Origin of the sequence: Caenispirillum bisanense (genome assembly GCF_900230255.1) — a bacterium.
Classification (GTDB): Bacteria; Pseudomonadota; Alphaproteobacteria; order Rhodospirillales; family Rhodospirillaceae; genus Caenispirillum; species Caenispirillum bisanense_A.
In genome coordinates this window covers 420,161-445,823 of sequence record NZ_OCNJ01000004.1, presented here as the reverse complement: position 1 = coordinate 445,823, position 25,663 = coordinate 420,161, and the positions used below count along the sequence as shown (strand labels likewise).

20 protein-coding genes and 1 pseudogene are annotated in these 25,663 nt (G+C 71.5%); 14 read left to right on the top strand and 7 right to left on the bottom strand.

Going from position 1 to position 25,663, the window contains the following annotated elements; translation table 11 throughout:
* Positions 1-422: 422 nt before the first annotated feature.
* The 3 genes from CRP50_RS11880 to secA form a co-directional block, all read right to left on the bottom strand.
* The gene (locus CRP50_RS11880; RefSeq protein ID WP_097279364.1) at positions 423-632 is read right to left on the bottom strand and encodes a hypothetical protein; all 210 of its coding nucleotides are present in this window, start codon (positions 630-632) and stop codon (positions 423-425) included.
* Positions 633-676: 44 nt separating this feature from the next.
* Positions 677-880 carry a hypothetical protein gene (locus CRP50_RS11875; RefSeq protein WP_097279363.1) on the bottom strand — a complete coding sequence of 68 codons (204 nt, stop codon included), beginning with the start codon at positions 878-880 and terminating at the stop codon, positions 677-679.
* 80 nt (positions 881-960) lie between these two features.
* Positions 961-3,693 carry a preprotein translocase subunit SecA gene (gene secA / locus CRP50_RS11870; protein ID WP_097279362.1) on the bottom strand — a complete coding sequence of 911 codons (2,733 nt, stop codon included), beginning with the start codon at positions 3,691-3,693 and terminating at the stop codon, positions 961-963.
* A 264-nt stretch (positions 3,694-3,957) separates the two neighbouring features.
* Here secA and CRP50_RS11865 point away from each other — a divergent pair, with 264 nt between their 5' ends.
* The 12 genes and pseudogenes from CRP50_RS11865 to trxA all read left to right on the top strand — a co-directional run bounded on the left by CRP50_RS11865 (position 3,958) and on the right by trxA (position 17,700).
* Positions 3,958-4,860 (top strand): peptidylprolyl isomerase, encoded by a 903-nt coding sequence (locus CRP50_RS11865; RefSeq protein ID WP_097279361.1) that lies wholly within the window; start codon positions 3,958-3,960, stop codon positions 4,858-4,860.
* Between the two features lie 134 nt (positions 4,861-4,994).
* A complete protein-coding gene (argJ, locus tag CRP50_RS11860; RefSeq protein WP_097279360.1) occupies positions 4,995-6,248 on the top strand; it encodes a bifunctional glutamate N-acetyltransferase/amino-acid acetyltransferase ArgJ in 1,254 nt (417 codons plus the stop codon).
* Positions 6,229-6,729 (top strand): annotated as a pseudogene (locus tag CRP50_RS26505) (GNAT family N-acetyltransferase); the annotation flags it as partial. The gene argJ and the pseudogene CRP50_RS26505, both read left to right, overlap by 20 nt.
* A 69-nt stretch (positions 6,730-6,798) precedes the next feature.
* Positions 6,799-7,245, top strand: coding sequence for a (deoxy)nucleoside triphosphate pyrophosphohydrolase (locus tag CRP50_RS26500; protein WP_245913455.1), 447 nt, complete (start codon positions 6,799-6,801; stop codon positions 7,243-7,245).
* Positions 7,246-7,274: 29 nt separating this feature from the next.
* Complete coding sequence (gene tsaE / locus CRP50_RS11850) at positions 7,275-7,760, top strand: tRNA (adenosine(37)-N6)-threonylcarbamoyltransferase complex ATPase subunit type 1 TsaE (RefSeq protein WP_097279358.1); 486 nt, start codon at positions 7,275-7,277, stop codon at positions 7,758-7,760.
* Positions 7,750-8,778 carry an aminoglycoside phosphotransferase family protein gene (locus CRP50_RS11845; RefSeq protein ID WP_245913448.1) on the top strand — a complete coding sequence of 343 codons (1,029 nt, stop codon included), beginning with the start codon at positions 7,750-7,752 and terminating at the stop codon, positions 8,776-8,778. Before tsaE ends, CRP50_RS11845 begins: the two co-directional genes overlap by 11 nt.
* Complete coding sequence (locus CRP50_RS11840) at positions 8,769-9,524, top strand: nucleotidyltransferase family protein (RefSeq protein ID WP_097279357.1); 756 nt, start codon at positions 8,769-8,771, stop codon at positions 9,522-9,524. The genes CRP50_RS11845 and CRP50_RS11840 overlap by 10 nt, the downstream gene beginning before the upstream one ends.
* 37 nt (positions 9,525-9,561) lie before the next feature.
* Complete coding sequence (locus tag CRP50_RS11835) at positions 9,562-10,323, top strand: metallophosphoesterase family protein (protein WP_097279356.1); 762 nt, start codon at positions 9,562-9,564, stop codon at positions 10,321-10,323.
* Between the two features lie 7 nt (positions 10,324-10,330).
* The gene (gene addB, locus CRP50_RS11830) at positions 10,331-13,330 is read left to right on the top strand and encodes a double-strand break repair protein AddB (protein WP_176525137.1); all 3,000 of its coding nucleotides are present in this window, start codon (positions 10,331-10,333) and stop codon (positions 13,328-13,330) included.
* The gene (gene addA / locus CRP50_RS11825; protein WP_097279355.1) at positions 13,327-16,806 is read left to right on the top strand and encodes a double-strand break repair helicase AddA; all 3,480 of its coding nucleotides are present in this window, start codon (positions 13,327-13,329) and stop codon (positions 16,804-16,806) included. The genes addB and addA overlap by 4 nt, the downstream gene beginning before the upstream one ends.
* Positions 16,803-17,270 (top strand): GNAT family N-acetyltransferase, encoded by a 468-nt coding sequence (locus tag CRP50_RS11820; protein WP_097279354.1) that lies wholly within the window; start codon positions 16,803-16,805, stop codon positions 17,268-17,270. Before addA ends, CRP50_RS11820 begins: the two co-directional genes overlap by 4 nt.
* A gap of 115 nt (positions 17,271-17,385) precedes the next feature.
* A complete protein-coding gene (gene trxA / locus CRP50_RS11815; RefSeq protein ID WP_097279353.1) occupies positions 17,386-17,700 on the top strand; it encodes a thioredoxin TrxA in 315 nt (104 codons plus the stop codon).
* 114 nt (positions 17,701-17,814) lie between these two features.
* Here trxA and CRP50_RS11810 read toward each other — a convergent pair whose 3' ends face one another.
* The 3 genes from CRP50_RS11810 to CRP50_RS11800 all read right to left on the bottom strand — a co-directional run bounded on the left by CRP50_RS11810 (position 17,815) and on the right by CRP50_RS11800 (position 23,109).
* On the bottom strand, positions 17,815-20,886 hold the full coding sequence (locus tag CRP50_RS11810) for an efflux RND transporter permease subunit (RefSeq protein ID WP_097279352.1): 3,072 nt from the start codon (positions 20,884-20,886) through the stop codon (positions 17,815-17,817).
* Between the two features lie 4 nt (positions 20,887-20,890).
* On the bottom strand, positions 20,891-21,955 hold the full coding sequence (locus tag CRP50_RS11805; RefSeq protein ID WP_097279351.1) for an efflux RND transporter periplasmic adaptor subunit: 1,065 nt from the start codon (positions 21,953-21,955) through the stop codon (positions 20,891-20,893).
* 263 nt (positions 21,956-22,218) lie between these two features.
* Complete coding sequence (locus tag CRP50_RS11800; RefSeq protein WP_097279393.1) at positions 22,219-23,109, bottom strand: helix-turn-helix transcriptional regulator; 891 nt, start codon at positions 23,107-23,109, stop codon at positions 22,219-22,221.
* A 112-nt stretch (positions 23,110-23,221) separates the two neighbouring features.
* On the opposite strand from CRP50_RS11800, the gene CRP50_RS11795 reads away from it, so the two are divergent.
* Both CRP50_RS11795 and CRP50_RS11790 read left to right on the top strand, forming a co-directional pair.
* Positions 23,222-23,545, top strand: a complete 324-nt coding sequence (locus CRP50_RS11795) for a DUF1330 domain-containing protein (protein WP_097279350.1) — start codon at positions 23,222-23,224, stop codon at positions 23,543-23,545.
* Between the two features lie 291 nt (positions 23,546-23,836).
* Complete coding sequence (locus CRP50_RS11790) at positions 23,837-24,562, top strand: GntR family transcriptional regulator (RefSeq protein ID WP_097279349.1); 726 nt, start codon at positions 23,837-23,839, stop codon at positions 24,560-24,562.
* 62 nt (positions 24,563-24,624) lie between these two features.
* Here the strand turns inward: CRP50_RS11790 and CRP50_RS11785 are convergent, their stop codons facing one another.
* Positions 24,625-25,635, bottom strand: a complete 1,011-nt coding sequence (locus CRP50_RS11785; RefSeq protein ID WP_176525136.1) for an FG-GAP repeat domain-containing protein — start codon at positions 25,633-25,635, stop codon at positions 24,625-24,627.
* Positions 25,636-25,663: the final 28 nt, after the last annotated feature.

Below are 25,663 nucleotides of genomic sequence, written 5' to 3'. Positions count from 1 at the left end.
GCGCCTGAGCCGCCGAGGTGGTCGGAAACGTCGATCCAGTCCTTCGAGACGTCGACACCGTAATAGAGCTTGTCCGTCATTTCGACCTCCCGCACCATGGGGGAAGGGTCCGCACGCCGGATTGTATGCGGGTTATGCCCAGACTTCCGTTCGCGTGTAAGACCGTGATGCCGGCGGCTTTCGAGATGCCCTCGGTCGCAAGACCAATCCACGTCCGAAATGCCGCCGGCATCCTACTCTCTCATCTCAGAGAGCGACGCCAACATACAATCCACGGCTCCACGGTCGGGGGCCGTGGAGGACGGAGCCCTTGGCGGCCGCCGGGGGCGCCGTGGATGGCCGGATCAAGTCCGGCCATGACAACTTAAGATGGTGGTGGGGTGCGGCCGGGCGACGGAAAGGGCCGCCGGACTCCAGCGCCGTCAGATCAGGATGTTCAGGTACGTCCCGCGCGGGGCGTTGCGGTCGAAGACCACGCCATCGATGCGCACCAGGTCGCGGTGGCGGCGCTCACCGTCGGGGCCGGCGCGGTCGTCGTCGTCGCGGCCGATCACCACCGACGTGCGGCGACGGTCGCGGGCGCCGCCGACGGTGGTGGATGTCCCGCGTGATCCGATGCGGCCCGTGTCCATGGACGGGATGACCTTTCAGAGGGACGATGACGGCACCGCAGCCGTCAGGCGGAGATGTCCACCATGGTGCCACGGCCCGACGAGGCGGCGGCCAGGGTGCGGCCGCTTTCCATGGCGTCGGCGACGGCCTGCAGCTGGGTGGTGGCGGACTCGACCGCCGCCTTCACCATCAGCGCGCCGAGCTTCTGCTGCACCACGCCGGCCTGCATCTGACCGAAGGCGGCCGCCGCGTTCATGATGCCGTCCATGCGTCTTCTCCCTCGAACCGAAGCATCAAGCCTACACCCTCGGCGGTAGCCTGCGCAACCGCCGGTCCGCGCCGCCCGCCTCAGGCGAGGGCGCCGTGGCAGTGCTTGTACTTCTTGCCCGAGCCGCAGGGGCAGGGCTCGTTGCGCGAGACGCGGCCCCAGGTACCGGGATCGGCCGGGTTGCGCTCGGCCGTCGCGACGCCGCCGCCCGCCGGAGCGGCCGAGGTGCCGGGGACGCCGCCGGCGCCGACCGCCTGGGCCGGCTCGTCGTGGCGTTCCTGCATGGGCAGGTCACGGCGCGGCGGCTGCGCCAATTCCTCGGGCGAGCGCTGGGTCTGCAGCTCGACGTGGGAGAGGGTCTGGGTGACGCGCTCGCGCACGTGGTCCAGCATCTGCTGGAACATCTCGAAGGCTTCCGCCTTGTATTCGTTCAGCGGATCGCGCTGGGCGTAGGCCCGCAGTGAAATGCCCTGGCGCAGGTGATCCAGCTGCAGCAGGTGTTCCTTCCACACGGTGTCGAGGATCTGCAGCAGCAGGCTCTTTTCCACCATGCGCCACAGGTCGGGCCCGTAGTTGGCGGCCTTGGCGGCCATGCGGTCGTCGGACGCGGCGGTCACGCGGTCGACGATCTCGTCCTCGGCGATGCCCTCTTCCTTGAACCACTCGACCACCGGCAGGTCGAGCGCCAGGATGCGCATGGCGTCTTCGTGCAGCTGCTTGGCGTTCCACTGCTCCGGCATGGCCTTGGGCGGGATCGCCTTGTGCACCAGCTCGGCGATGGTCTCGTGGCGCATATCGACGATGTGCTGCGCCACGTCGGCGGCGTCCATCAGCTCGCGGCGCTGCTCGTAGATGACCTTGCGCTGGTCGTTCATCACGTCGTCGAACTTCAGCAGGTTCTTGCGGACCTCGAAGTTGCGCGCTTCGACCTTGGTCTGGGCCTTTTCCAGCGCCTTGTTGATCCACGGATGGACGATGGCCTCGCCCTCCTTCAGGCCCAGGCGCTGCAGCATGCTGTCCATGCGCTCGGACCCGAAGATGCGCATCAGGTCGTCTTCCAGCGACAGGAAGAAGCGCGAGGCGCCGGGGTCGCCCTGACGGCCGGAGCGGCCGCGCAGCTGGTTGTCGATGCGGCGCGACTCGTGGCGCTCGGTGCCGATGACGAACAGGCCGCCGGCGTCCAGCGCCTGCTGCTTCTTGGCCTCGATGTCGGCCTTGATGGCGGCGACCTTGGCGTCGTGCTCGGGCGTGTGCGGCTCCAGGCCCTCGCACTCGCGCCAGACGCGCATCTCGAGGTTGCCGCCGAGCTGGATGTCGGTGCCGCGGCCGGCCATGTTGGTGGCGATGGTCACCGCGCCGGGCAGGCCGGCCTGCGCCACGATCCAGGCTTCCTGCTCGTGGTAGCGGGCGTTCAGCACCGACGGCTGGATCTTCTTCTTCTTGCGCAGAAGATCGGCCAGGTATTCCGACTTTTCGATGGAGGTGGTGCCGACCAGCACCGGCTGGCCCTTCTTGTGGGCCTCCTCGATCAGCTCGACGATGGCGTCGTACTTCTCGCGGGCGGAGCGGTAGACCTCGTCGTCCTGGTCGTCGCGCACGAAGGGCCGGTTGGTCGGGATCTCGACCACTTCCAGCTTGTAGATCTCGGCGAATTCGCCCGCTTCCGTCATGGCCGTGCCGGTCATGCCGGCCAGCTTCGGATAGAGGCGGAAGTAGTTCTGGAAGGTGATGGAGGCGAGCGTCTGGTTCTCGGCCTGGATGGCGACGCCTTCCTTGGCTTCCAGCGCCTGGTGCAGGCCTTCCGAGTAGCGGCGGCCTTCCATCATGCGGCCGGTGAACTCGTCGATGATGACGACCTTGCCGTCCTTCACCACGTAGTCGACGTCGCGGGTGAACAGCTTGTGGGCGCGCAGGGCCTGGTTGGAATGGTGCAGGAGGGTGACGTTGCCGATGTCGAACAGGCCGCCCTCTTCGAGCAGGCCCGCCTGCCGCAGCAGCTCTTCCATGTGCTCGGTGCCTTCCTCGGTGAAGGTCACCGCGCGCGCCTTCTCGTCCTTCTCGAAGTCGGCTTCGGCCAGATTCGGGATCAGGGCGTTGACGGCGGTGTAGAGGGCGGAGCCGTCCTCGGCCGGGCCGGAGATGATGAGCGGCGTGCGCGCCTCGTCCACCAGGATGGAGTCGACCTCGTCGACGATGGCGTAGTTGAAGGGCCGCTGGACCATGTCTTCCAGGCGGAACTTCATGTTGTCGCGCAGGTAGTCGAAGCCGAACTCGTTGTTGGTGCCGTAGGTGACGTCGGCGGCGTAGGCGGCGCGGCGCTCGGAATCCGACAGCTCGTGCAGGATGACGCCGACCGACAGGCCGAGGAAGCGGTAGACCTGCCCCATCCAGCCGGCGTCGCGGCGGGCCAGGTAGTCGTTGACGGTGACGACGTGCACGCCCTCGCCCGACAGGGCGTTGAGGTAGACGGGCAGGGTGGCGACCAGGGTCTTGCCTTCGCCGGTCTTCATCTCGGCGATCTTGCCCTGGTGCATGACCATGCCGCCGATCATCTGCGTGTCGAAGTGGCGCATGCCGAGCACGCGCTTGCCCGCCTCGCGCACCACGGCGAAGGCTTCCGGCAGCAGGTCGTCGAGGGTGGCGCCGTCGGCGAGGCGCTGGCGGAACTCGGCGGTCTTGCCCCGCAGCTCGTCGTCGGAAAGGGCTTCGATCGTCGGCTCGAGGGCGTTGATCTGCTCCACGTTCTTGCGCAGAGACTTGACGATGCGGTCGTTCGCGGTGCCGAAAATCCGCCGGGCGAGTGCGCCGATCATGGAGAGTTCTACCTCGGACGTGGACGGAGGAAGCAGGCCGAAACCCTTTTCCGTGACGGTCAAACACATAGAGCGGGGCGGCCAGACTGTCAACGAAACGGCCCGCGCCGGCCGGCTTGCAGGGCCGCCCGCGATGTGATGTTGTGCAAGCCTTCGTTTCGCCCGAAAGCTGTCGCAGCCTGCGGCAGCCGACGCCGCCGTGCGGCGTCGCCCTTTTGGAACCGTCGTTTTCACATACTCTTCAAGGCCCCGAAGGAGCCCGTCATGGCTGTGAAGTTCCTGCGCGCTGCGCTCGTTGCTCCCGCTCTCGCGACCGCCGCGCTCGCCGCCCCCGCCGTCTTCGCGCCTGCGCCGGTGATGGCGCAGGACAAGGCGGCCGACAACCCGGTCGTCGCCAAGGTCGGCAAGGACGAAATCCGCCGCTCCGACCTGATGGCCATGAAGGAGGCCATGGCCCAGCAGATGCCGCAGCTCGCCATGCTGCCGCTCGAAGCCGTCTACCGCCCGCTCATCGAGCGCGCCGTGGATTCCAAGCTGCTCGCCCAGGCCGCCGCCAAGCAGGACCTCGCCAAGAGCGACGAGGTCAAGAAGCGCCTGGAGGAAGCCCGCAACACCGTGCTGCAGCAGGTCTACCTGGAGCAGCTGGTCGATGCGCAGGTCACCGACGACAAGATCCAGGCGGCCTACGACCAGTTCGTCAAGGAGAACCCGGCCGAGCCGGAAGTCCACGCCCGCCACATCCTGCTGAAGACCGAGGAAGACGCCAAGGCGGTGATCGCGGAGATCAGCAAGGGCGCCGACTTCGCCAAGGTCGCGGCCGAGAAGTCCACCGGTCCGTCCGGCCCGAAAGGCGGCGACCTCGGCTTCTTCAAGAAGGGCGACATGGTCCCCGAATTCGCCGAGGCCGCCTTCGCCATGAAGGCCGGCGAGGTGAGCAAGGAGCCGGTGCAGACCCAGTTCGGCTGGCACGTCATCAAGGTCGAGGAAACCCGCCAGGGCGAAGCCCCGAAGCTGGACGAGGTGCGCGACCAGCTGCGCCAGCAGGTCGCCGGCCAGGTCATCGAGCAGAAGATGGCCGAGCTGCGCAAGGGCGCCGAGGTCAAGCTGTTCGGCCTCGACGGCAAGGAACTGCCGGCCGAGAATACGGGCGACAAGGCCGCCCAGTAACGCCATACTGCCGACCGCGCAGGCGCGCCCCGCTCCGGCCCCGTCGCCGCAGCGGGGCGCCCGCGTCTTCGTCGTTCCGAGCCCCGCCGCTCCGAGCCCACCGTCCCGTCCACCGAAGGCCGCACCGCACCGCCATGTCGCTGCCCGTCTCTCCCCTCGCCCCCGCCGCGTTCCCGCAGATGCCCGCCCTGACCGGCGTCACCTTCGCAGCCCACGCCTGCGGCATCCGCTACAAGAACCGTGACGACCTGCTGCTCATGGTGCTGCCGGCCAACACCACGGCGGCCGGCGTGTTCACCCGCTCCAAGTGCCCGTCGGCGCCGGTGGACTGGTGCCGCGAGGCGCTGAAGAAGGGCAAGGCGCGCGCCCGCGCCGTGCTGGTCAACGCCGGCAACGCCAACGCCTTCACCGGCGAGGTCGGCGCCGCCTCGGTCGCCCGCACCGTCGCCAAGGCGGCCGAGGTCATCGGCTGCGCGCCGGAGCACGTGTTCGTGTCTTCCACCGGCACCATCGGCGAGCCGCTGCCCGACGCGCGCATCACCGAGAACCTCGACACCGTCTTCGCCAAGGCCATGGCCGGCGGCGACGAGTCCGGCGACTGGCAGAAGGCCGCCGCCGCGATCATGACGACGGACACCTTCCCCAAGGGCGCCACCCGCCAGGCGACCATCGACGGCGTCACCGTCACCATCAACGGCATCGCCAAGGGCTCGGGCATGATCGCGCCGGACATGGCGACCATGCTGTCCTACGTGGTCACCGACGCCGCCCTGCCGGCCGACGTGCTGCAGGCGCTGCTGACCAAGGCGACCGACAAGACCTTCAACTGCATCACGGTCGACAGCGACACCTCGACGTCGGACACCCTGCTGCTGTTCGCCACCGGCACCGCCGGCAACAAGCCGGTGAAGGATGCCGCCGACAAGCGCCTGAAGGCCTTCAAGGCCGCCCTGACCGAGGTGCTGCTCGACCTCGCCCAGCAGGTGGCGCGCGACGGCGAGGGTGCCTCCAAGTTCATCGAGGTGCGCGTCACGGGGGCCGAAAGCGCCCGCGCCGCCAAGCGCATCGCCATGACCATCGCCGACAGCCCGCTGGTGAAGACCGCCATCGCCGGCGAGGACGCCAACTGGGGCCGCATCGTCATGGCCGTCGGCAAGGCCGGCGAGAAGGCCGACCGCGACCGCCTCGCCATCCGCATCGGCGGCGTGGAAGTGGCCGCCAAGGGCCGCGCCGTCGAAGGCTACGACGAGACGCCGGTGGTCGCCCACATGAAGGGCAAGGAGATCGTGCTGGAGGTCGACATCGGCCTCGGCAAGGGCAAGGCCACCGTCTGGACCTGCGACCTGACCCACGGCTACATCGACATCAATGGCTCCTACCGCACCTGACGGCCGGGACCGGGCGCGCGCCCTGCTCGGCGCGGAGGACGGCTGCACCGCCGTCTTCCCGCTCGGCACCGCGCGCCTGCGCCTGCGCCCGCTGACGCCGGCCGACGCCCCCGCCGTGCGGGCCTGCGTCGGCGCGGCGGAGGTGGCGACCCGCACCCTCGACATCCCGCACCCGCTGCCGCCGGACGCCGAGGCCGCCTTCCTCGCCGACATCGCCGCCGACATGGCGACCGGCAAGGCGGTGGTCTGCGCCGTGGAGCGGACCGAGGACGGGGTTTTCGTCGGCGCCTGCGGCCTGACCAACATCGCCGGCGACACCGCCGAGGCCGGCTACTGGATCGCCCGCGAGCACTGGGGCCAGGGCTACGCCAGCGAGGCGGTGGCGGCCGTGGTCGCCTTCGCCTTCGACGAGCTGAAGCTCGCCCGCCTGACCGCCAACGCGCTCGCCGACAACGCCGCCAGCCTGCGGGTGATGGAGAAGGCCGGCTTCACCCTGGGCGGGCAGGAGATGCGCGTCTCGGTGTCGCGCAACGGTCGCCTGTCGGTGCGGATGGCGACGCTGGACCGCGCCGCTTTCGAGGCGGGCCGCAAGGCGCGGCTGAAGACCGTCCTGGTGGCGGCCGTCGCCCTCATCGACGTCGACAACCGGGTGCTGCTGGCCCGCCGGCCGCCCGGCAAGAGCATGGCCGGCCTGTGGGAGTTCCCCGGCGGCAAGGTCGATCCCGGCGAGACGCCGGAACGCGCCCTGATCCGCGAACTGGACGAGGAGCTTGGCATCGACGTCGGCGGCAGCTGCCTCGCGCCGCTGGCCTTCGCGAGCCACGGCTACGCCGACTTCCACCTGCTCATGCCGCTCTACGCCTGCCGCCAGTGGCGCGGGACGCCGACGCCGCGCGAGGGGCAGGACCTGGCCTGGGTGGCGCCGGCGCGGCTGCGCGACTATCCCATGCCGCCGGCCGACATCCCGCTCATCCCCATTTTGCAGACCTGGCTGTAGCCGCCGCCCTCCGGACCGGACGCCCGCCCATGACCGATCCCGCCGCCGCCGCTCCGCTGACCCTGACGCTGCCCGACGAGGCGGCGACGGCGCGGCTGGCCGCCCGCCTGGCCGCCGTCGCCGGACCGGGGGACGTGATCGCCCTGCGCGGCGACCTCGGCGCCGGCAAGACCGCCTTCGCCCGCGCCTTCGTGCGCGCCCGCCTGGACGATCCCGCCGCCGAGGTGCCGTCGCCCACCTTCACCCTGGTGCAGGTCTACGACGACCCCGACTGCGAGGCCGGTCTGCGGCACTTCGACCTCTACCGCCTGGAGAAGCCGGAAGACGCCCTGGAACTGGATCTGGAGGACGCCTTCGCCGACGGCCTCAGCCTGATCGAGTGGCCGGAGCGCCTGGGCGGTTATCTGCCGCGCCGGCGGCTCGACCTCACCCTGACCATCGGCCCCGACGGCGCGACCCGCACCGCGACGCTGTCGGGCCTCGCCGCCCTGCTGGAGGCCGCCCGTGATCGATGACGACATCCTGGCGCCCGAGCGCCTCGCCCTGGTGCGCGACTTCCTGCACCGCGCCGGGCGCGGCGAGGCCGCCGTGACCCTGCTGGCCGGCGATGCGTCGTTCCGCAAGTACTTCCGCGTCGCCACGCCCGCCCACGGCCGCGAGGTGCTGATGGACGCGCCGCCGCCGCAGGAGGACGTGCGCCCCTTCGTGCGCATCGCCCGCCACCTCGCCGGCCTCGGCCTGTCGGCGCCGCGCATCCTGGCCGAGGACACCGCGGCGGGCCTGCTGCTGCTGGAAGACCTGGGCGACGACACCTATACCCGCCTGCTCGCCAAGGGGGACCCGGCGGAGGAAGCCCTCTACGCGCTGGCGGTCGACGCCCTGATCGCCCTGCACCGCACGGCACCGCCGGCCGAGGGAGTACCGCCCTACGACCTGCAGAAGCTGCTGACGGAAGCGAGCCTGCTCACCGACTGGTACGTGCCGGCGACCCAGGGCGAGGATGCCCTCGACCACGCCGCCCGCGCCGCGTACCTGGCGGCGTGGCGCGATGCCCTGGCGGCGGTGGCGGGTGCGATGCCCGACGCGCTGGTGCTGCGCGACTTCCACGTCGACAACCTGATGCTGCTGCCCGAGTGCGACGGGGTCGCCGCCTGCGGCCTGCTCGACTTCCAGGACGCCGTGGTCGGCCCCGTCACCTACGACCTCATGAGCCTGCTGGAAGACGCCCGCCGCGACATCGACGCCGGGCTCATCGCCGCCATGACGGAGCGCTACCTGTCCGCCTTCCCGCAGCTCGACCGCGATGCCTTCGCCGCCAGCTTCGCCGTGCTCGGCGCCCAGCGCCACGCCAAGGTGATCGGCATCTTCACGCGCCTTTACAAGCGCGACGGCAAGCCGCAGTACCTGCGCCACATCCCGCGCGTCTGGCGGCTGTTCGAGCGCAGCCTCGCCCATCCCGCCCTGGCCCCGGTGAAGGCCTGGGTGGATACCCACGTTCCGCCCGCGCAGAGGATCGTGCCGCCATGCCCGTGACCGCTCCCGCCTCCGGTCCCGCCACCGCCATGGTGCTGGCCGCCGGCCTCGGCACCCGCATGCGGCCGATCACCAACACCCTGCCCAAGTGCCTGGTGCCGGTGGACGGGCGCACGCTGCTCGACCGGGCGCTCGACCGGGTGGAGGAAGCGGGCGTGCGCACCGCCGTCGTCAACCTGCACCACCACGCCGACCAGGTGCGCGCCCATCTGGCGCGGCGGGCGGCGCCGGAGATCGTGTTCTCCGACGAGACGGACGGCCTGCTAGAAACCGGCGGCGGGCTGAAGAAGGCGCTGCCGCTGCTCGGGCCGCAGCCGTTCTACGTGTGCAACAGCGACGTCATCTGGCTGAACGGCCCGGTGCCGGCGTTCCGCCGCCTCGCGGCGGCATGGGACGACGGACGCATGGATGCGCTGCTGCTGCTGGTGCGGTCCGCCAGCGCTCACGGCTACGACGGCTACGGCGACTTCTTCATGGACATCGCTGGCGTGGTGCGGCGGCGGGTGGAGCGCGAGGTGGCGCCCTACATCTATTCCGGCTGCATGATCTGCCACCCGCGCCTGTTCGCCGACGCGCCCAACGGCGCCTTTTCCATGAACGTCCTGTTCAACCGCGCCCTGGCGGCGGGGCGCCTGCACGGCATCGCCCACGACGGCGAGTGGTACCACGTCGGCACACCCCCGGCGATCAAGGAGACGGAACGCCTGCTGACGCTCGGGGAAGACAGCGGCGCCTCCGACCAGTAGACTGCCTGCCGCTGCCAAGCAGGCGAGGAGGCCACGGGTGCGCATCGCTGTCCTGTCCGACATCCACGGCAACCTCCACGCGCTGGAGGCGGTGCTCGCCGACGTGAAGATGCACGCCCCCGACGTGACGGTGAACCTGGGCGACATCCTCTCCGGCCCCCTGCGTCCGGCGGAGACGGCCGACCTGCTGCTGGCCCTCGACCTGCCGACGGTGGCCGGCAACCACGAGCGCCAGTTGCTCACCCTGCCCGCCGAGCGCATGAACAAGAGCGACGCCTTCACCTGGGCGCGCCTGTCGGAGCCGCACCGCGCCTGGCTGCGCGGCCTGCCGGCGGAACGGGTGCTCGACGGCGGCGTCCTGCTGTGCCACGGCGCGCCCGGCGGCGACGATCTCTGCTACCTGCTGGAAGACCTGGGGCCGGACCATTTCCGCCCCGCCCGGCCGGCGCAGGTGGCGGAGCGATTGGCCGGGGTGGAGCAGGGCCTCGTGCTGTGCGGCCACACCCATCTGCCGCGCATGGTCCGCCTGCCCACCGGCCAACTGGTGGTGAACCCCGGCAGCGTCGGCCTGCCCGCCTACGACGACGACCGCCCTTGGCCGCACGTGGTGGAGACGGGCAGCCCGCACGCCCGCTACGCCGTGCTCGACCGCGGCCCGGCCGGCTGGTCGGTGACCTTCCGCGCCGTCGCCTACGACTGGGACCGCGCCGCCGCCGAGGCCCGCGCCGCCGGCCGCCACGACTGGGCCGAGGCACTGGCGACCGGCACCCTGACCCCTCCTGCTTCCCAGCCTGCCTGAGCCCCGCATGACCATCGCCCGCGTCCACACCATCGCGCCGCACCGCCCGTTCCTCGACGTGCTGGCGGCCGGCATCCTGGCCGAGACCGGCGGCGACCCGCTGGCGCTGGCGGAGGGCATCGTGCTCCTGCCGACGCGGCGTGCCTGCCGGGCCTTGCGCGAAGCCTTCCTGCGGCGGGCCGGCGGGCGGCCCATGCTGCTGCCGCGTCTGCTCACCTTCGGCAACCTCGACGAGGACGAGACGCTGTTCGCCGCCTTCCAGGGCGAGGGCGCGGCACCCGACCTCGACCTGCCGCCGCCCATCGAGCCCATGCAGCGGCTGCTGGCGCTCACCCGGCTGGTGATGGCCATGCCGTTGCCCGGCACCGAGGAAAAGACCCCGCCGGAACAGGCGGCGCGCCTCGCGGTGGAGCTGGGCCGGCTGCTCGATCAGGTGCAGACGGAACAGCTGTCGTTCGACGCCCTGGCGACCCTGGTGCCGGCCGAATACGCCGAGCACTGGCAGATCACCCTGCAATTCCTCACCATCCTCACCGAGGTCTGGCCGGCCCATCTGACCGAGATCGGGCGCCTCGACCGGGTGGACTGGCGCAACCGCCTGCAACGCCTGCAAACGGAGGCCTGGACCGCCGCGCCGCCGAAAGGCTGGGTGATCGCCGTCGAGACCGCCCGCCCGACGCCGGCCGCCGGCGACCTGCTCGCCTGCATCGCCCGCCTGCCGCGCGGTGCGGTGGTGCTGCCGGGGCTCGACACGGCGCTGGACGACCGCTCGTGGGAGGCGCTGGAGCAGAGCCACCCGCAGCACGGCCTGAAGCTGCTGCTCGCCCGCTTCGGCGTCGAGCGTGACGCGGTGACGGAATACCACCCCGACGCCGCCGCGCCGCAGGCTCCGCCCGACCGCCTGCGGCTGGTGCGCGAGGCCATGCGCCCGGCCGCCACCACCGATGCCTGGCTCGGCATGGACGCACTCGACCCGGCGGCGCTGGCCCGCATCACCCGCCTCGACTGCCCGACCCCGCGCGAGGAGGCGACGGCCATCGCGCTGATGATGCGCGCGGCGCTGGAGACGGACGGGCGCACGGTCATGCTCGTCACTCCCGACCGCGACATCGGCCGCCGCGTCGCCGCCGAGCTGAAGCGCTGGGGGGTGGAGATGGACGATTCCGCCGGCCGCCCCTTGCGCGGCACGCCGCCGGGCATCTACCTGCGCCTGCTGGCCGACGCGGTGGCGGCCGATCTCGCCCCGCTGCCGCTTCTCGCGCTGCTCAAGCACCCGCTGGCCGGCGGCGGCCAGAGCCTGCGCGGCTTCCGCGATTCGGTGCGCCTGCTCGAACGCCTCGCCCTGCGCGGGCCGCGCCCGCGGCCGGGCATCGCCGGCCTGATCCATGCGCTCGAAACCGAACACACCGGCGAGAAGACCGAGCCGCAGGCGCAGCGCCTGTGCCGCTGGCTGGAAGGCATCGACGCCATCCTGCGGCCCTTCACCGACCTCATGGCGCACGGGACCGTGGCGGTGACCGACATCGCCGACGCCCACATGCGGGTCGCCGAGGCACTGGCCGCCACCGACGAGGAAACCGGGCCGGAACGCCTGTGGGCCGGCCCCGCCGGTGCGGCGGCGGCGGATCTGGCCGTCGACCTCGCCAACCACGGCGCCATCCTGCCGCCGGTGAAGCCGTCGTCGTGGCCGGCGCTGTTCGAGTCCCTGGCGACCGGCGTGCAGGTGCGGCCCGAGTACAACCTGCACCCGCGGCTCTCCATCCTCGGCCTCATCGAGGCGCGCTTCATGCAGGCCGATCTGGTGATCCTGGCCGGCCTCAACGAAGGCACCTGGCCGGAAGACCCTGGCCACGACCCGTGGATGAGCCGCCCCATGCGCGACCGCTTCGGCCTGCCGCGCCCGGAATGGCGCACCGGCCTGTCGGCGCACGATTTCGGCCAGCTGTTCTGCGCCCCCGAAGTGGTGGTGACCCGCGCCGAGCGGGTGGAAGGTGCGCCCACCGTGCCGTCGCGCTGGCTGCTGCGGCTGGAAACGGTGATGCGCGCCGGCGGCCTGGATGCGGCGATGTGGCAGGAGGCGGGGCTGCACTGGCTCGACTGGGCGCAGGGCATCGACCGCCCCGACCGCATCACGCCGGCCCCGCGCCCCGCCCCGACGCCGCCGGTGGAGGCGCGGCCGCGCAAGCTGTCGGTCACCAAGATCGAGAAGTGGATGCGCGACCCCTACGCCATCTATGCCGAGCACGTGCTGAAGCTGCGCGCCCTCGACCCGCTCGACGCCGACCCCGGCGCGGCGGACTACGGATCGCTGGTGCACAAGGCGCTGGAAACCTTCGTCCTGCGCCACCCCGACGACATGCCGGCCGAGCCGCTGGAGAAACTGCTCGCCATCGGCCGCGAGGTCTTCGCCGGGCAACTGGACCGGCCGGGCGTGTGGGCCTTCTGGTGGCCGCGCTTCGAGAGCGTGGCGCGCTGGTTCGTGGCGCACGAGGCCGCCCGCCGACCGCTCATCCAGACGCCCTTCGTGGAGCGCCGCGGCGAGACGACCGTGAACGGCCTCGCCGGCCCGTTCACCCTGACCGCCACCGCCGACCGCATCGACCTGCTGCGCGACGGCACCCTCGCCATCCTCGACTACAAGACCGGCGCCCCGCCGAGCCCCAAGGAAGTGGCCGCCGGCTATGCGCCGCAGCTGCCGCTGGAGGCCATCATCGCCATGCGCGGCGGGTTCGACGGCGTGCCGGCCAAGCCGGTGTCGGCGCTCAGCTACTGGCGCCTCAAGGGTGGCGACGTCGGCGGCGAGGACCGGCCCGCCCACAAGGAGAAGACCCCGGAGGAACTGGCCGCCGAGGCGCTGGCCGGGCTGGAGGCGCTGGTGCGGGTGTTCGACGATCCGGCCACCCCCTACGAGGCGAGGCCGCATCCCGACTACGCGCCCGCCTACAGCGATTACCTGCACCTCGCCCGCGTCAAGGAATGGGCGGCCGGCGGCGGAGACGGCGAATGACGGCGACGACGACGACCCTGGTCTACGACCCCGAGGTGCCGCAGCGCCGCGCCGCCCGTGCCGATGCCTCGGTGTGGGTGGGGGCGTCCGCCGGCACCGGCAAGACCAAGGTGCTGACCGATCGGGTGCTGACCCTGCTGCTGGCCGGCACGGCGCCCGACAAGATCCTCTGCCTCACCTTCACCAAGGCGGCGGCGGCGGAAATGGCGACCCGCCTCGCCAACCGCCTCGCCCTGTGGACGACGCTGCCCGACGCCGCCCTGACGGCGCAGGTGGAAAAGCTTTTGGGCGCGGCACCGTCGGAGGATCAGGTGCGGCTCGCCCGCCGCCTGTTCGCCCGCGTGCTCGACGTGCCGGGCGGCATGAAGATCCAGACCATCCACAGCTTCTGCCAGGCGCTGCTGCGGCGCTTTCCGCTGGAGGCCGGCGTCGCCCCCCACTTCGAGGTGATGGACGACCGCGATGCCGCCGAGGCCATGGCGGAGGCGCAGGACTTCGTGCTGTCGCAGGCCCGTGCCGGGGCGGACTGGGAGCTGGCGGAGTCGCTGGCGGCGCTGACGCGGCTGGTCCACGAGATGAAGTTCCCCGACCTGCTCGCGCAGCTGTCGACCCAGCGCGGCCGCATCCGCCGCATGCTGGCCGCCCACGGCGGGCTGCCCGGCGCGGTGGCGGCGGTGTGCCGGCTGCTCGGCGTCGAGCCGGGCGAGCAGCCGCAGGACGTCATCACCCGCGCCTGCGCCGACGATGCCTTCGACGCCGCCGGCCTGCGCCTCTGCATCACCGCGCTCCAGGGCGGCAGCGCCAAGGATTGCGAGAAGGCCGACGTGCTGGCCGCCTTCCTGGCCGGCGACGTCCCGGCGCGCGTGGTCGCCTGGGCCGACTGGTGCGGCGTGTTCCTGACTGCCAAGGGCGAGTTGCGCAAGACCCTCGCCACCAAGGCCGTCTACAAGGCCAACCCCATGGCCGAGGACATCCTGGCGGCCGAGGCCGAACGCCTGTGCCGGCTGGCGGCGCGGGTGAAGGCCTGCACCGTCGCCAGCGCCACGGCGGCGCTGTTGCGCATCGCCGACGCCGTGCTCGGCCGCTACGAGGGCTGGAAGCGGTCGCGCGCCCGCATGGACTACGACGACCTCATACAGACCGCCCGCCGCCTGCTGGAGGACGAAGGCCGCGCCGCCTGGGTGCTCTACAAGCTGGACGCCGGCCTCGATCACCTGCTCATCGACGAGGCGCAGGACACCAACCCCGACCAGTGGGCGGTGGTGGGCGCCATCACGCGCGAGTTCTTTTCCGGCGTCGGCGCGCGCGACACGGTGACCCGCACGGTCTTCGCCGTCGGCGACCGCAAGCAGTCCATCTACAGCTTCCAGGGCGCCGACCCCGACGCCTTCGAGCGCATGCGCAAGCAGTTCGCCGACCACGTCCCGGCCGCCGGCGCGACGTGGGACGAGGTGCCGCTGGAATTCAGCTTCCGCTCCACCCCGGCCGTGCTGGAGGTGGTGGACGCCGTCTTCACCTCCACCGCCGCCCAGGACGGCGTCGTGCTGCCCGGCGAGGCGGTGCGCCACATCCCCTTCCGCAAGGGGCAGGCGGGGGTGGTGGAGGTGTGGCCGCCGGTACAGCCCACCGACCTCGCCGAGCCCGACGCCTGGAAGCCGCCCATCGAGCGCATCACCGGCGACAGCGCCCAGACCCGCCTCGCCCGGCTGGTGGCGCGCCGCATCGACGCCATGGTCAAGGGCGGCGAGCGGCTGGCGAGCGCCGACCGCGCCATCCGCCCCGGCGACATCATGGTCCTGGTGCGCCGCCGCGGCCCCTTCGTGGAAGACCTGGTGCGGGCGCTGAAGGAACTCGACGTCGAGGTGGCGGGCGTCGACCGCATGGTGCTGACCGAGCAGATGGCGGTCATGGACCTCATGGCGCTCGGTCAGTTCCTGCTGCTGCCCGACGACGACCTGACGCTCGCCTGCGTGCTGAAGGGGCCGCTCATCGGCCTGACGGAAGACGAGCTGTTCACCCTCGCCCATGGCCGTCCGGGCCGCCTGTGGGCGGCGCTGGCCGACCGCCAGGGCGCCGACGACGTTTACGGCCGCGCCTATGCCGCCCTGCTCGACCTGCTGCGCCGGGCCGACTTCCTGCGGCCGCACGAGCTGTATGCCCATGTCTTGTCCGGCCCGCTGGAGGGGCGGCGCAAGCTGCTCGGGCGCCTGGGGTGGGAGGCGGAAGACCCCATCGACGAGTTCCTGTCGATGACGCTCGCCTACGAGCGCACCCACGCGCCGAGCCTGCAGGGCTTCCTGCACTGGTTCGAGACCGGCGCCACCGAGATCAAGCGAGACCTGGAAAGCGGCGACCGCGACGCCGTGCGGGTGATGACGGTGCACGGCTCCAAGGGCTTGCAGGCCCCGGTCGTCTTCCTGCCCGACTGCATGCAGGTGCCGACCACCGGGCCGACGCTGCTGTGGCACGGCGACGGCGAGGACAAGCTGCTGCTGTGGCCGCCCAATTCCGACGCGGCGGAGGAGGTCTGCCAGGGCCTCAAGGACGATGCCAAGGCGGCGCGCGAGCGCGAATACCGCCGCCTGCTCTATGTCGCCATGACCCGCGCCGAGGACCGCCTCATCGTCTGCGGCTGGGAAACCCGCAAGGGCCGACCGGCGGGGTGCTGGTACGACCTCATCCGCGATGCCGTGGAGCCGCTGGCGGCGGAGGTGGACGACGCCTTCCTGGCGGCGGAAGCGGAGACGGCGGGCAGCACCGTCCTGCGCCTCGTCTCGCCGCAGACCGCCGAGCCCGACCGCCGCCGCGAGGTGCGCGCCGAAGCCGCCGAGCGCGAGCCGCTGCCGCCCTGGATGCGCGCCGCCCCCGGTGCCGAGCCGCGGCCGCCCCGCCCCTTGGCCCCCTCCGCGCCGGCGCAGGAGGACCCGCCGGTGCGCTCGCCGGTCGGCGGCGAGGCGCGGCGCGAGCGCGTGCGCTTCCAGCGCGGCCGCCTCATCCACCGCCTGCTGCAGAGCCTGCCCGACCTGCCGGCGACGGCGCGGGCCGAGGCGGCGGCGCGCTTCCTCGCCCGCCCGGCGTGGCAGCTGGAGGCGGCGGAGCAGGACCAGATCGCGGCGGAGACGCTGGCGGTGCTCGCCGAGCCGGTGTTCGCGCCGCTGTTCGGCCCCGGCTCGCGGGCGGAGGTGCCCATCGTCGGGCTGGTCGGGCGGCACGTGGTGGCGGGTCAGGTGGACCGGTTGGTGGTGACCGAGGATGCGGTGCTGGTGGTCGACTACAAGACCAACCGGCCGCCGCCGCTGGACGTCGCCGACGTCGCCGACGCCTACCTGCGCCAGATGGCCGCGTACCGCGGCGCCTTAAAGGACCTGTACCCGGGCCGCCCCGTGCGGTGTGCTCTGTTGTGGACGGACGGGCCGCGTCTGATGGAGCTTCCCGCCGACCGCCTGGACACGCTGATCGAGGAGATGGCACGATGAGCCGCCGCGACCTGCCCGCCGTGCTGATCCGCGACGCCGAACCTTTCCACGAGGCCGACTGGCGGGCGCTGTGGGCGGCCTACGTCGCCTTCTACAAGGCCGACGTGCCGGAACGGGTGACCGCCTACACCTGGAACCGCATCCTCGACCCCGCCTCGCCGGTCAACTGCCTGATGGCGGTGGACGCCCAGAGCGAGCGCGTCATCGGCTTCGCCGTCACCATCCTGCACGACGGCACATGGTCGGAAAAACCCGTGTGCTACCTGGAAGACCTGTTCGTGACGCCCGAGGCGCGCGGCAAGGGCGTGGCGCGCAAGCTGATCGAGACGCTGGCCTGCCGCGGCCGGGGGCGCGGCTGGCACCGCCTCTATTGGCAGACCCACGCCGACAACGCCACCGCGCGGGCGCTGTACGACAAGCTGGCACGGCTGACCAGCTTCGTGCGCTATGACCTCGATCTCTAGCAGAGCGGCCATTCCTCCCCCCATGCTTGACGCCTGTTGCGGCGCTTCCTAGAGTCCATGCGACAAGAGGCGGTATGGCGCAGCCCCGCCCTCCGGAACGCGAAAGGAACCCTTTATGAAGCAGGTCACCGACGCCTCGTTCGACGCCGACGTTCTGAAATCCGGAACCCCGGTGCTCGTCGACTTCTGGGCGGAATGGTGCGGTCCGTGCCGTCAGATCGCCCCGGCGCTAGAGGAAATCTCCGGCGAGCTGGGCGAACGCCTCGTGGTCGCCAAGATCAACATCGACGAAAACCCCATGACGCCGTCCAAGTACGGCGTGCGCGGCATCCCGACGCTCATGGTGTTCAAGGACGGCCAGGTCGCCGCCACCAAGATCGGCGCCCTGCCCAAGAGCAAGCTGCTGGAATGGGTGGAATCCGTCATCTGACGGACCGCGCACCGGCCGCGTGACACGAAAAACCCCCGCCGCAGGTCCTGCGGCGGGGGTTTTTCTTCGGCTTCGGCGCGCGCCGGAGGCGGGAAGCCTCCGGCGGCGGTGGCGTCACTCCGCCGGGGCGTGGGTGCCGAGCGGCTCGGGGATCGTCTTCTTGTGGCCCCGCGCCAGCAGCATGTAGGCGGTCGGCACCACGAAGAGGGTGAGGATCGTGCCGAAGGTCATGCCGCCGACGATCACCCAGCCGATGGCCTGACGGCTTTCGGCGCCGGCACCGGCGGCGACGGCGAGCGGCACCGCGCCCAGCACCATGGCGCCGGTGGTCATCAGGATCGGCCGCAGGCGCAGCGCGCTCGCCTCGATCACCGAGTCGAGCTTGGAGCGGCCTTCCTCCTGCAGCTGGTTGGCGAACTCCACGATCAGGATGCCGTGCTTGGTGATGAGGCCGATGAGCGTCACCAGGCCGATCTGGCTGTAGACGTTCAGCGTGTTGCCCGTGAGGTTGAGCGCGAGCAGGGCGCCCGTCACCGACAGCGGCACCGAGAGCATGATGACGAAGGGATCGACGAAGCTCTCGAACTGCGCCGCCAGCACCAGATAGATGAACCCGAGCGCCAGCAGGAAGGTGACATACAGGCTCGCCGAGCTGGTGCGGTACTCGCGCGACGGGCCGTCGTAGTCGATGAGGGCCTCCGGCGGCAGCACCTTGGCGGCGATCTCCTCCAGCTTGCCCAGGCCGTCCGACAGGGCGAAGCCCGGCGCCAGGTTGGCGGTGATCTTGGCCGAGCGCATCTGGTTGAAGTGGTTCAGCTCCTTCGGGGCGACGGTCTCTTCCACCGTGACCAGGTTGGACAGCTGAATCATCTCGCCGGAGGCGCCGCGCACATAGATGGCCGACAGGTCCGACGGCGTCGCGCGGTCGGCGTCTTCCACCTGCACGATGACGTCGTACTGCTTGCCGTTCTGCTTGAAGCGGGTGACCTGGCGGCCGCCCAGCATGGTTTCGAGCGTCCGGCCGATGACCGCCACGTCGGCGCCGACGTCGGCCACCTTCTCGCGGTCCACCTTCACCGACAGCTGCGGCTTGTTGAGCTTGAGGTCGGAGTCGAGGTTGAGGAAGCCGGGATAGGACCGCGCCTCGCCCAGCACCGACTGCACCATGGCCTCCAGGTCCTCGTAGGTGCCGCTGGTCTGGATGACGAACTGCACCGGCTTGTCGATGGGGCTCTGGCCGAGCGACGGCGGGTTGACCGGGAAGGACATGATGCCGGGGATGCCGCCGAACATGCGCGGCTGCATCTCCTTCACGATGTCCTGCTGCTTGCGGTCGCGGGTCTCCCAGTCCTCCAGGCCGATGAAGCTGACGATCTGCGACACCACCGGGAAGCCGGTCACCACGAAGTAGCGCTCCGCCTCCGGCACCGAGGCGTAGACCTGCTCCATCTGGCGGGCGTACTTGTCGGAGAAGCCGAGCGTCGAGCCTTCCGGCGCGATGCCGATGCCGATGATGGTGCCGCGGTCCTCGGTCGGGGCCAGTTCCGACTTCAGCGTGCCGAACAGGAACCACGCGCTGCCGGCGACGCCGAGCGCCACCAGGGCGACCAGCCAGCGCACCTTCAGCGACCACGCCAGCAGGCGGCGGTAGCCTTCGGTCATGCCGACCATGATCTTCTCGATGGCGTTGTAGACCACCGAGTGCTTCTTCTCGTGGCGCAGCAGCTTGGAGCACATCATGGGCGACAGGGTCAGGGCGACGAAGCCCGACACCAGCACCGCGCCCGCCAGGGTCAGGGCGAATTCGGTGAACAGGCGCCCGGTGCGGCCTTCCATGAAGCCGATGGGGGCATAGACCGCCGCCAGCGTCAGGGTCATGGCGATGACGGCGAAGGCGATCTCGCGGCTGCCCTTGAAGGCGGCCTGGACGGGCGACAGCCCTTCCTCCACGTGGCGGTGGATGTTCTCCAGCATGACGATGGCATCGTCCACCACGAGGCCGATGGCCAGCACCATGGCGAGCAGCGTCAGGGTGTTGATGGAGAAGCCGAACACGAACATGAGCGCGAAGGCGCCGACCAGCGACACCGGGATGGTCATGAGCGGCACCAGCGTCGCCCGCACCGACCGCAGGAAGAAGAAGATCACCAGCACCACCAGCACCACGGCCTCGCCGATGGTGGTGAAGACGTTCTGGATGGAGCGGTCGATGAAGATGGAACTGTCGTAGCCGATGTTGACCGCCATGCCTTCCGGCAGGCCCTGCTCGATGATCGGCAGCACCGTGCGCACGCCCTGGCTCACTTCCAGCGGGTTGGCCGTCGCCTGCTTGACGACGCCGAGCGCCACCGCGGACTCGCCCTTGTAGCGCACGGCGGTGCGTTCGCTTTCGGCGCCGATCTCGGCGCGGCCGACGTCCTTCAGGCGCACCAGATAGCCGTCGGCCCGCTTGATGATGAGGTCGTCGAACTGCTCCGGCGTGCGCAGGTCGGTTTCCGCCAGCACCGTGAACTCGCGCTCGGCCGATTCGATGCGGCCCGAGGGGATTTCCACGTTCTGCTGGCGCAGGGCGCTTTCCACGTCCTGCACGGTCAGGCCGTAGGCGGCCAGCCGGGCGCGGTCGATCCACAGCCGCATGGCATAGCGCCGCTCGCCGAAGATGCGGACGTTGGCGACGCCGTCGATGTTCTGCAGCCGGTCCTTGACGAAGCGGTCGGCGTAGTCGGTGATCTCGATGGGGGTGTGGCGGTCCGACGAGAAGGCGAGGTAGATGATCGGCTGCGCGTCGGCCTCCACCTTGGAGATGACGGGCTCGTCGATCTCGTCGGGCAGCAGGCCGCGCACGCGGCTGACGCGGTCGCGCACGTCGTTGGCCGCCTCGTCCGGGTTGCGGGTGAGGCGGAACTTCACCGACACCTGGCTCTGCTCGGGGCGGGAGGTGGAGGTCATCAGCTCGATGCCCTCGATGCCCGCGAGGCTTTCCTCCAGCGGCTGGGTGACCTGGCTTTCCATGATCTGCGCCGTGGCGCCGGGATAGCGGGTCTCGACGTTGACCACCGGCTCGTCGATGTTGGGGTATTCGCGGACCGGCAGGCGGTCGTAGGCGATCATGCCGATCAGCACGATCACCAGGCTCATGACCGTCGCGAGGACCGGCCGTTTGATCGAAAGGTCGGACAGGACCACGGCGTCAGCCCTCCTGGGCCGGTTTCTCGGCGTTCTGCGGCGCCTGGGCGCCCGGCGGCGGCATCACCGTCACCGGCATGCCCGGGCCCACCTTCAGCTGGCCGGCGGTGATGACCACGTCGCCCGCGGCAAGGCCGGAGACGATTTCCACCACCCCCTTGCGGCGCACGCCCAGCGTCACCGGCTGCGGCGCCACCTTGCCGTCGACCACCTTGAAGACGATGTGGTCGTTGCCCTGCGGGATCAGCGCCTCTTCCGGCACCACGACGGCATCGGCGCGCTGGTCGAGGATCAGGGTGACGCGGGCGAACATGCCGGGGCGCAGCGGGCCGTTGTCGTTGGGGACGCGGGCGCGCAGCAGCACCGAGCGGCCGTTGACGTCCACCTGCGGGTCGATGGCGTAGACCTCGCCGGTGAAGCTCTCGCCGGGCACGGCGTCCACCGACAGCTGGATGGACTGGCCGACCTTCAGGCGGTGGGCGAAGACCTCGGGCACGCGGAAGTCGACCTTGATGGGGTCGACGTCGTCCAGCCCGACGATGGCGGCGCCCGGCTGCAGGTAATCGCCGGGGCTGGCCTGGCGCAGGCCGAGCATGCCGTCGAAGGGGGCGCGCAGCTCGGTCTTTTCCATCGCCACCTGGGCGATGCGCAGGGCGGCCTCGTCGGCCCGCAGCTTGGCGAGCGCCTCGTCGCGCGAGCTGGCCGGCAGGTTCTGGCGGCGGTACAGCTCGTCGGCGCGGTCGAAGTTGCGGCGGCTGAGCGCCAGATTGGCCTCGGCGCGGGCCAGTTCGGCCTTCAGGCTGGCGTCGTCGAGCTTGACCAGCAGGTCGCCCTTCTTCGCCCGGCCGCCTTCCTCGAAGTCGATGCGGGCGACGCGGCCGTCGATTTCCGGCCGGATGACGGTGCTTTCATTGGCGAGCAGCGAGCCCACCACCAGCAGCTCGTCGGTCATGGTTTCGGTCTGTGCCGGCGCCGCTTCCACCGGCATGCCCTGCGGCGCCTGCGCCGCCGCCATCGGCCCGCCCGCGACGACCGCGGCCACCACGGCCGCCATCAAGGAGTTCCGCATCTTCGTCTGACCTTTTCGTTCGATTGAGGCGCCGTCTCTCCTCGGCGCCCGGCTACGCTGCCCTGCATCCCGTCCGACGTGCCGGCCCCGGGGGCCGCGCCGTGACCGGAAACTTTCCGGGAACGACGGAAACGTCAAGATGGTGTAGACGGCGGCACGATACAACTCGGTATGGCGCCGGTCCCCTGCGGGGCGGATCGTGAACCGGCCCACCCGTCGGCACAAAGGCCATTGGCAGAGCCACTCATAGGGCCACCTTATCATCATTCCAGGTCCACCGGACCGGCGGGCGCTGCGGCGGATGAAAACTCTTCAGCCGAGGTGTCGCGCACCAGTCCCGCCATGACCGCGGCCGTCGCCGCGTCGGCGGGGAAGAAGGCCTCCACCGTCAGTTCCGCCAGCCCGACATCCAGCGCCGTGCCGAAGACCGTCGTCGTGCTGAGGAAGGCGAGGCGCCCGTGGCCGGGCAGGTCGAGCAGCAGCGGTACGGCGATGCCGAAGGGCCCGGCCGGCGCCGGCACATCGTCGTCCTCCGTGACGCCGCCGTCCGGCTCCGGCAGGGCAGCCAGCTCGTCGCGCAGGGCGGCGAGCCCGGCGTCGGCGGAGGCCTCCACCTGGCGCGCCAGCCGCTCCAGCACGTGGCGCTTCCAGGCGCGGTGGTTGACGATGCGGCGGCCGAGACCGTCGGGGTGCAGGCTCAGGCGCAGAACGTTGACGGGGGCGGCCAGCAGCGCCGCATCGGCGACGCCCGCCAGCAGCGCCTCGACGCCCCGGTTGGCCGCCCGCAGCGTCCAGTGGCGGTCGACGGCGAGCGCCGGGTGCGGCTCGTGCCCCGTCAAGATGGCCTGCACCGCCGCCATGGCCGCCGCCAGGTCGGGATCGTCGGCCGGCCGTTCGCGGTAGAGCGGTGCGAAGCCGGCGGCCGTCAGCAGCAGGTCGCGCGCCCGCAGCGGCACGTCCAGCGTCTCCGCCAGGTGCAGCAGCATGTCGCGGCTGGGGGCGGCGCGGCCCGACTCGACGAAGCTCAGGTGGCGCTGCGAGATGCCCGCTTCCACGGCGAGCTGCAACTGGCTGAGCCGGCGGCGGCGGCGCCAGTCGCGCAGCAACTCGCCGACGGGGCGGGCGGCGGGAGCGGGGGTGGTAATGGTCCTCATGCGGTCACTGTAGAACCGGCGGCGGGGCGCGTCGATTACGCCCAAGGTAATCGTTTCGCCGCTACCGGCGCGCCATGCTGGGTCCATCGTCACCCAGCGGAGATCGCGTTCCATGTCCTGCTACGTCCTCGCCAGCCTCCTGCCCGCCGGCATGCACCCCGACATCGTCGCCTACCTGGAAGGCTTCGACGCGACGCTGGCGCCCTTCGGCGGCCGCTACCTGATCCACGGCGGCCGCAAGACGGCGCTGGAAGGCACCTGGCCGGGCGACATCGTCCTGCTGGAGTTCCCCGACCGCGCCGCCGCCGAGGCTTGGTACGCCTCGCCGGCCTACGCCGAGCTGCGCCCCCTGCGCACCCGGCACCTCGTCGGCGACGTGGTGATGGTGGACGGCGTCCCGGAGAACCACCGGGCCACGGATATTCTCTCCTCCTGATCCGTCGCCGGCCCCATCCGGTGCCGGCTTTCCTCGACCTAGGAACTAGTAGGTAGCATGGCGCCGCGCCCGGCACCCTTGACCTCGGGTCAGGGGCCGGGCGGTCGTGCGACCATGCGTTGACCCTTGACCATTCGGAGGATACCATTCGGCTAATAGGTGTTTTCGGTGCAGGGCACCGGCCTGTTCGGTTGTGGGGACGGACCGAGGGGGCGGCCGGCGCAATCCTGTAGGGAGGGGGTAGACGGCCGGGTCCCCGGGCGGCCGTCGCACGGTGCCGAGTACCGACAGATGCACAACGACGAGACCATCGCGCGATCGCCCACGCTGACGCAAAGCGTGGCCGAACGCATTTCCGCCGCCATCCTGGACGGCCGCTTCGAACCCGGGGAGCGGCTGGTCGAGACCAAGCTGTCGACCATGTTCGGCGTCAGCCGGGCGCCGGTGCGCGAAGCCCTGAAGATCCTCGAGACCAGCGGCCTCGTGCGTATCGTGGTCGGGCGCGGCACCTTCGTCGTGCGGCTGGAGCGCGAGGCGCTGGGCCGCGTCGTGGTGGCCCACGGCCTGCTCATGGGCTTCGTCGCGCGGCTCGCCTGCATCCACGGCACGGCGCGCGACCTCGCCGCCCTCGCCCGCGCCCAGCGCCACGTGGAGCGCGCCGCCGACCTGGGCAAGGTGGAAGACCTGCGCCAGCACGAAGACGTCTTCCTCGCCGCCCTGTTCGACGCCTGCGACGACTCGGTGCTGCGCCACACCGCGCTCGGCATGCGCGACCAGATCCTGGTGCATCGCCGCGACCACGGCGGCGGCATGGCCGCCTGTGCCCGCCGGGCGCAGACCACCGCCGGCTGCCTCGCCGCGCTGACGGCCGGCGACCCCGACAGCGCCGAGGCGCGGGTGCGGGCGCTCACCATCCGGGCCGGCTTCGCCCTCATCGACCAGCCGCTGCCGCCCGCCGTCGACATCTACCTGGCGGGCGAGAGCGTGCCGCTGCCGGCGCAGCCCGTGCCGGCCTGAGCCGTCTCCCGTGACTGGCGGCGTCTGCCGTGTCGCCCCAAGGACGGGCGGCAGGGCCTCCGTCACCAGCTGATCGCCACCAGATCGCCGAGGGTGCTGCCGAACACCAGGCCGCGCGGCACCGGCACGATGGCGGTCGCCACCGCGCCGGGCAGGGGCACGGTCGCCAACTCGCGCGGGCGGCCGTCGGCGAAGCTGAAGATGCGGAGCTCGTTGCGCGACTGGTTGGGCACCACCACGTCGGGGCGGCCGTCGCCGTCGACGTCGGTCAGCGCGTGCAGCCCGAGCACCGGCGAGCGCACGGCGTGGTTGGACACGTTCCCCTCCGAGGCGCCGCGCACCAGCCGGCCGTCGCGCCAGTGCCACACCCGCAGGATGCCGCCGATGTGGGGCGTCTCCACCGTCACCACTTCGGGGGCGCCGTCGCCGTCCAGGTCGGCGACGCCCACCGGGTTGAGCCAGCGGTTGGGCAGGCCGAGCGGCGGCGTCGCCGCCTTCTCCGCCAAGGCGCCGGCTTCGGTGACGCCATAGACGACTAGCGCGGCGCCGACGTCGCGGTGGCTGCGCACCACCAGCACCTCGTCGCGGCCGTCGCCGTCGAGGTCGGCGAGGCGCGGCGTCAGGTCTTCGAATACCTCCGCGTCGGGCAGGTCGACGGCGAGACGCTCCCCCGCCGCCGTCTCCACCGCCAGCCGCCCGGCCTCCAGCCCGTCGCCGAGCACGGCGTGGCCGTAGCGGTCGGTGGCGCCGGCGAGCCAGGCGGCCGCGATGTCGCGTCCGCCGACGGCGACCGTCGACTGCGGCAGCAGGCCCTCCGGCGGGGGCAGCGCGGCGGCGGGCGGCGCCTGGGCCGTCACCAGCGAGATGTGCCCGATGCTCACCCGCGGCCGCAGCCAACGCCCGCCCTCGGTGCGGATGAAGGGGCCGCCGTCCGGCCCGCGCACCACCTCCACCACCTTCGCCGGCGCGGCACCGACGGCGATGGTCGGCAGCCCCTGCGCCGCGGCGGGCGGGGTGGCGGCGGTAACGGCGGCGGCCAGCGCCACGAAGGCGGCGGCGAGGGCAGGGCGCATGCGGCGGCTCTCCGGCGGCGGGCGGAAC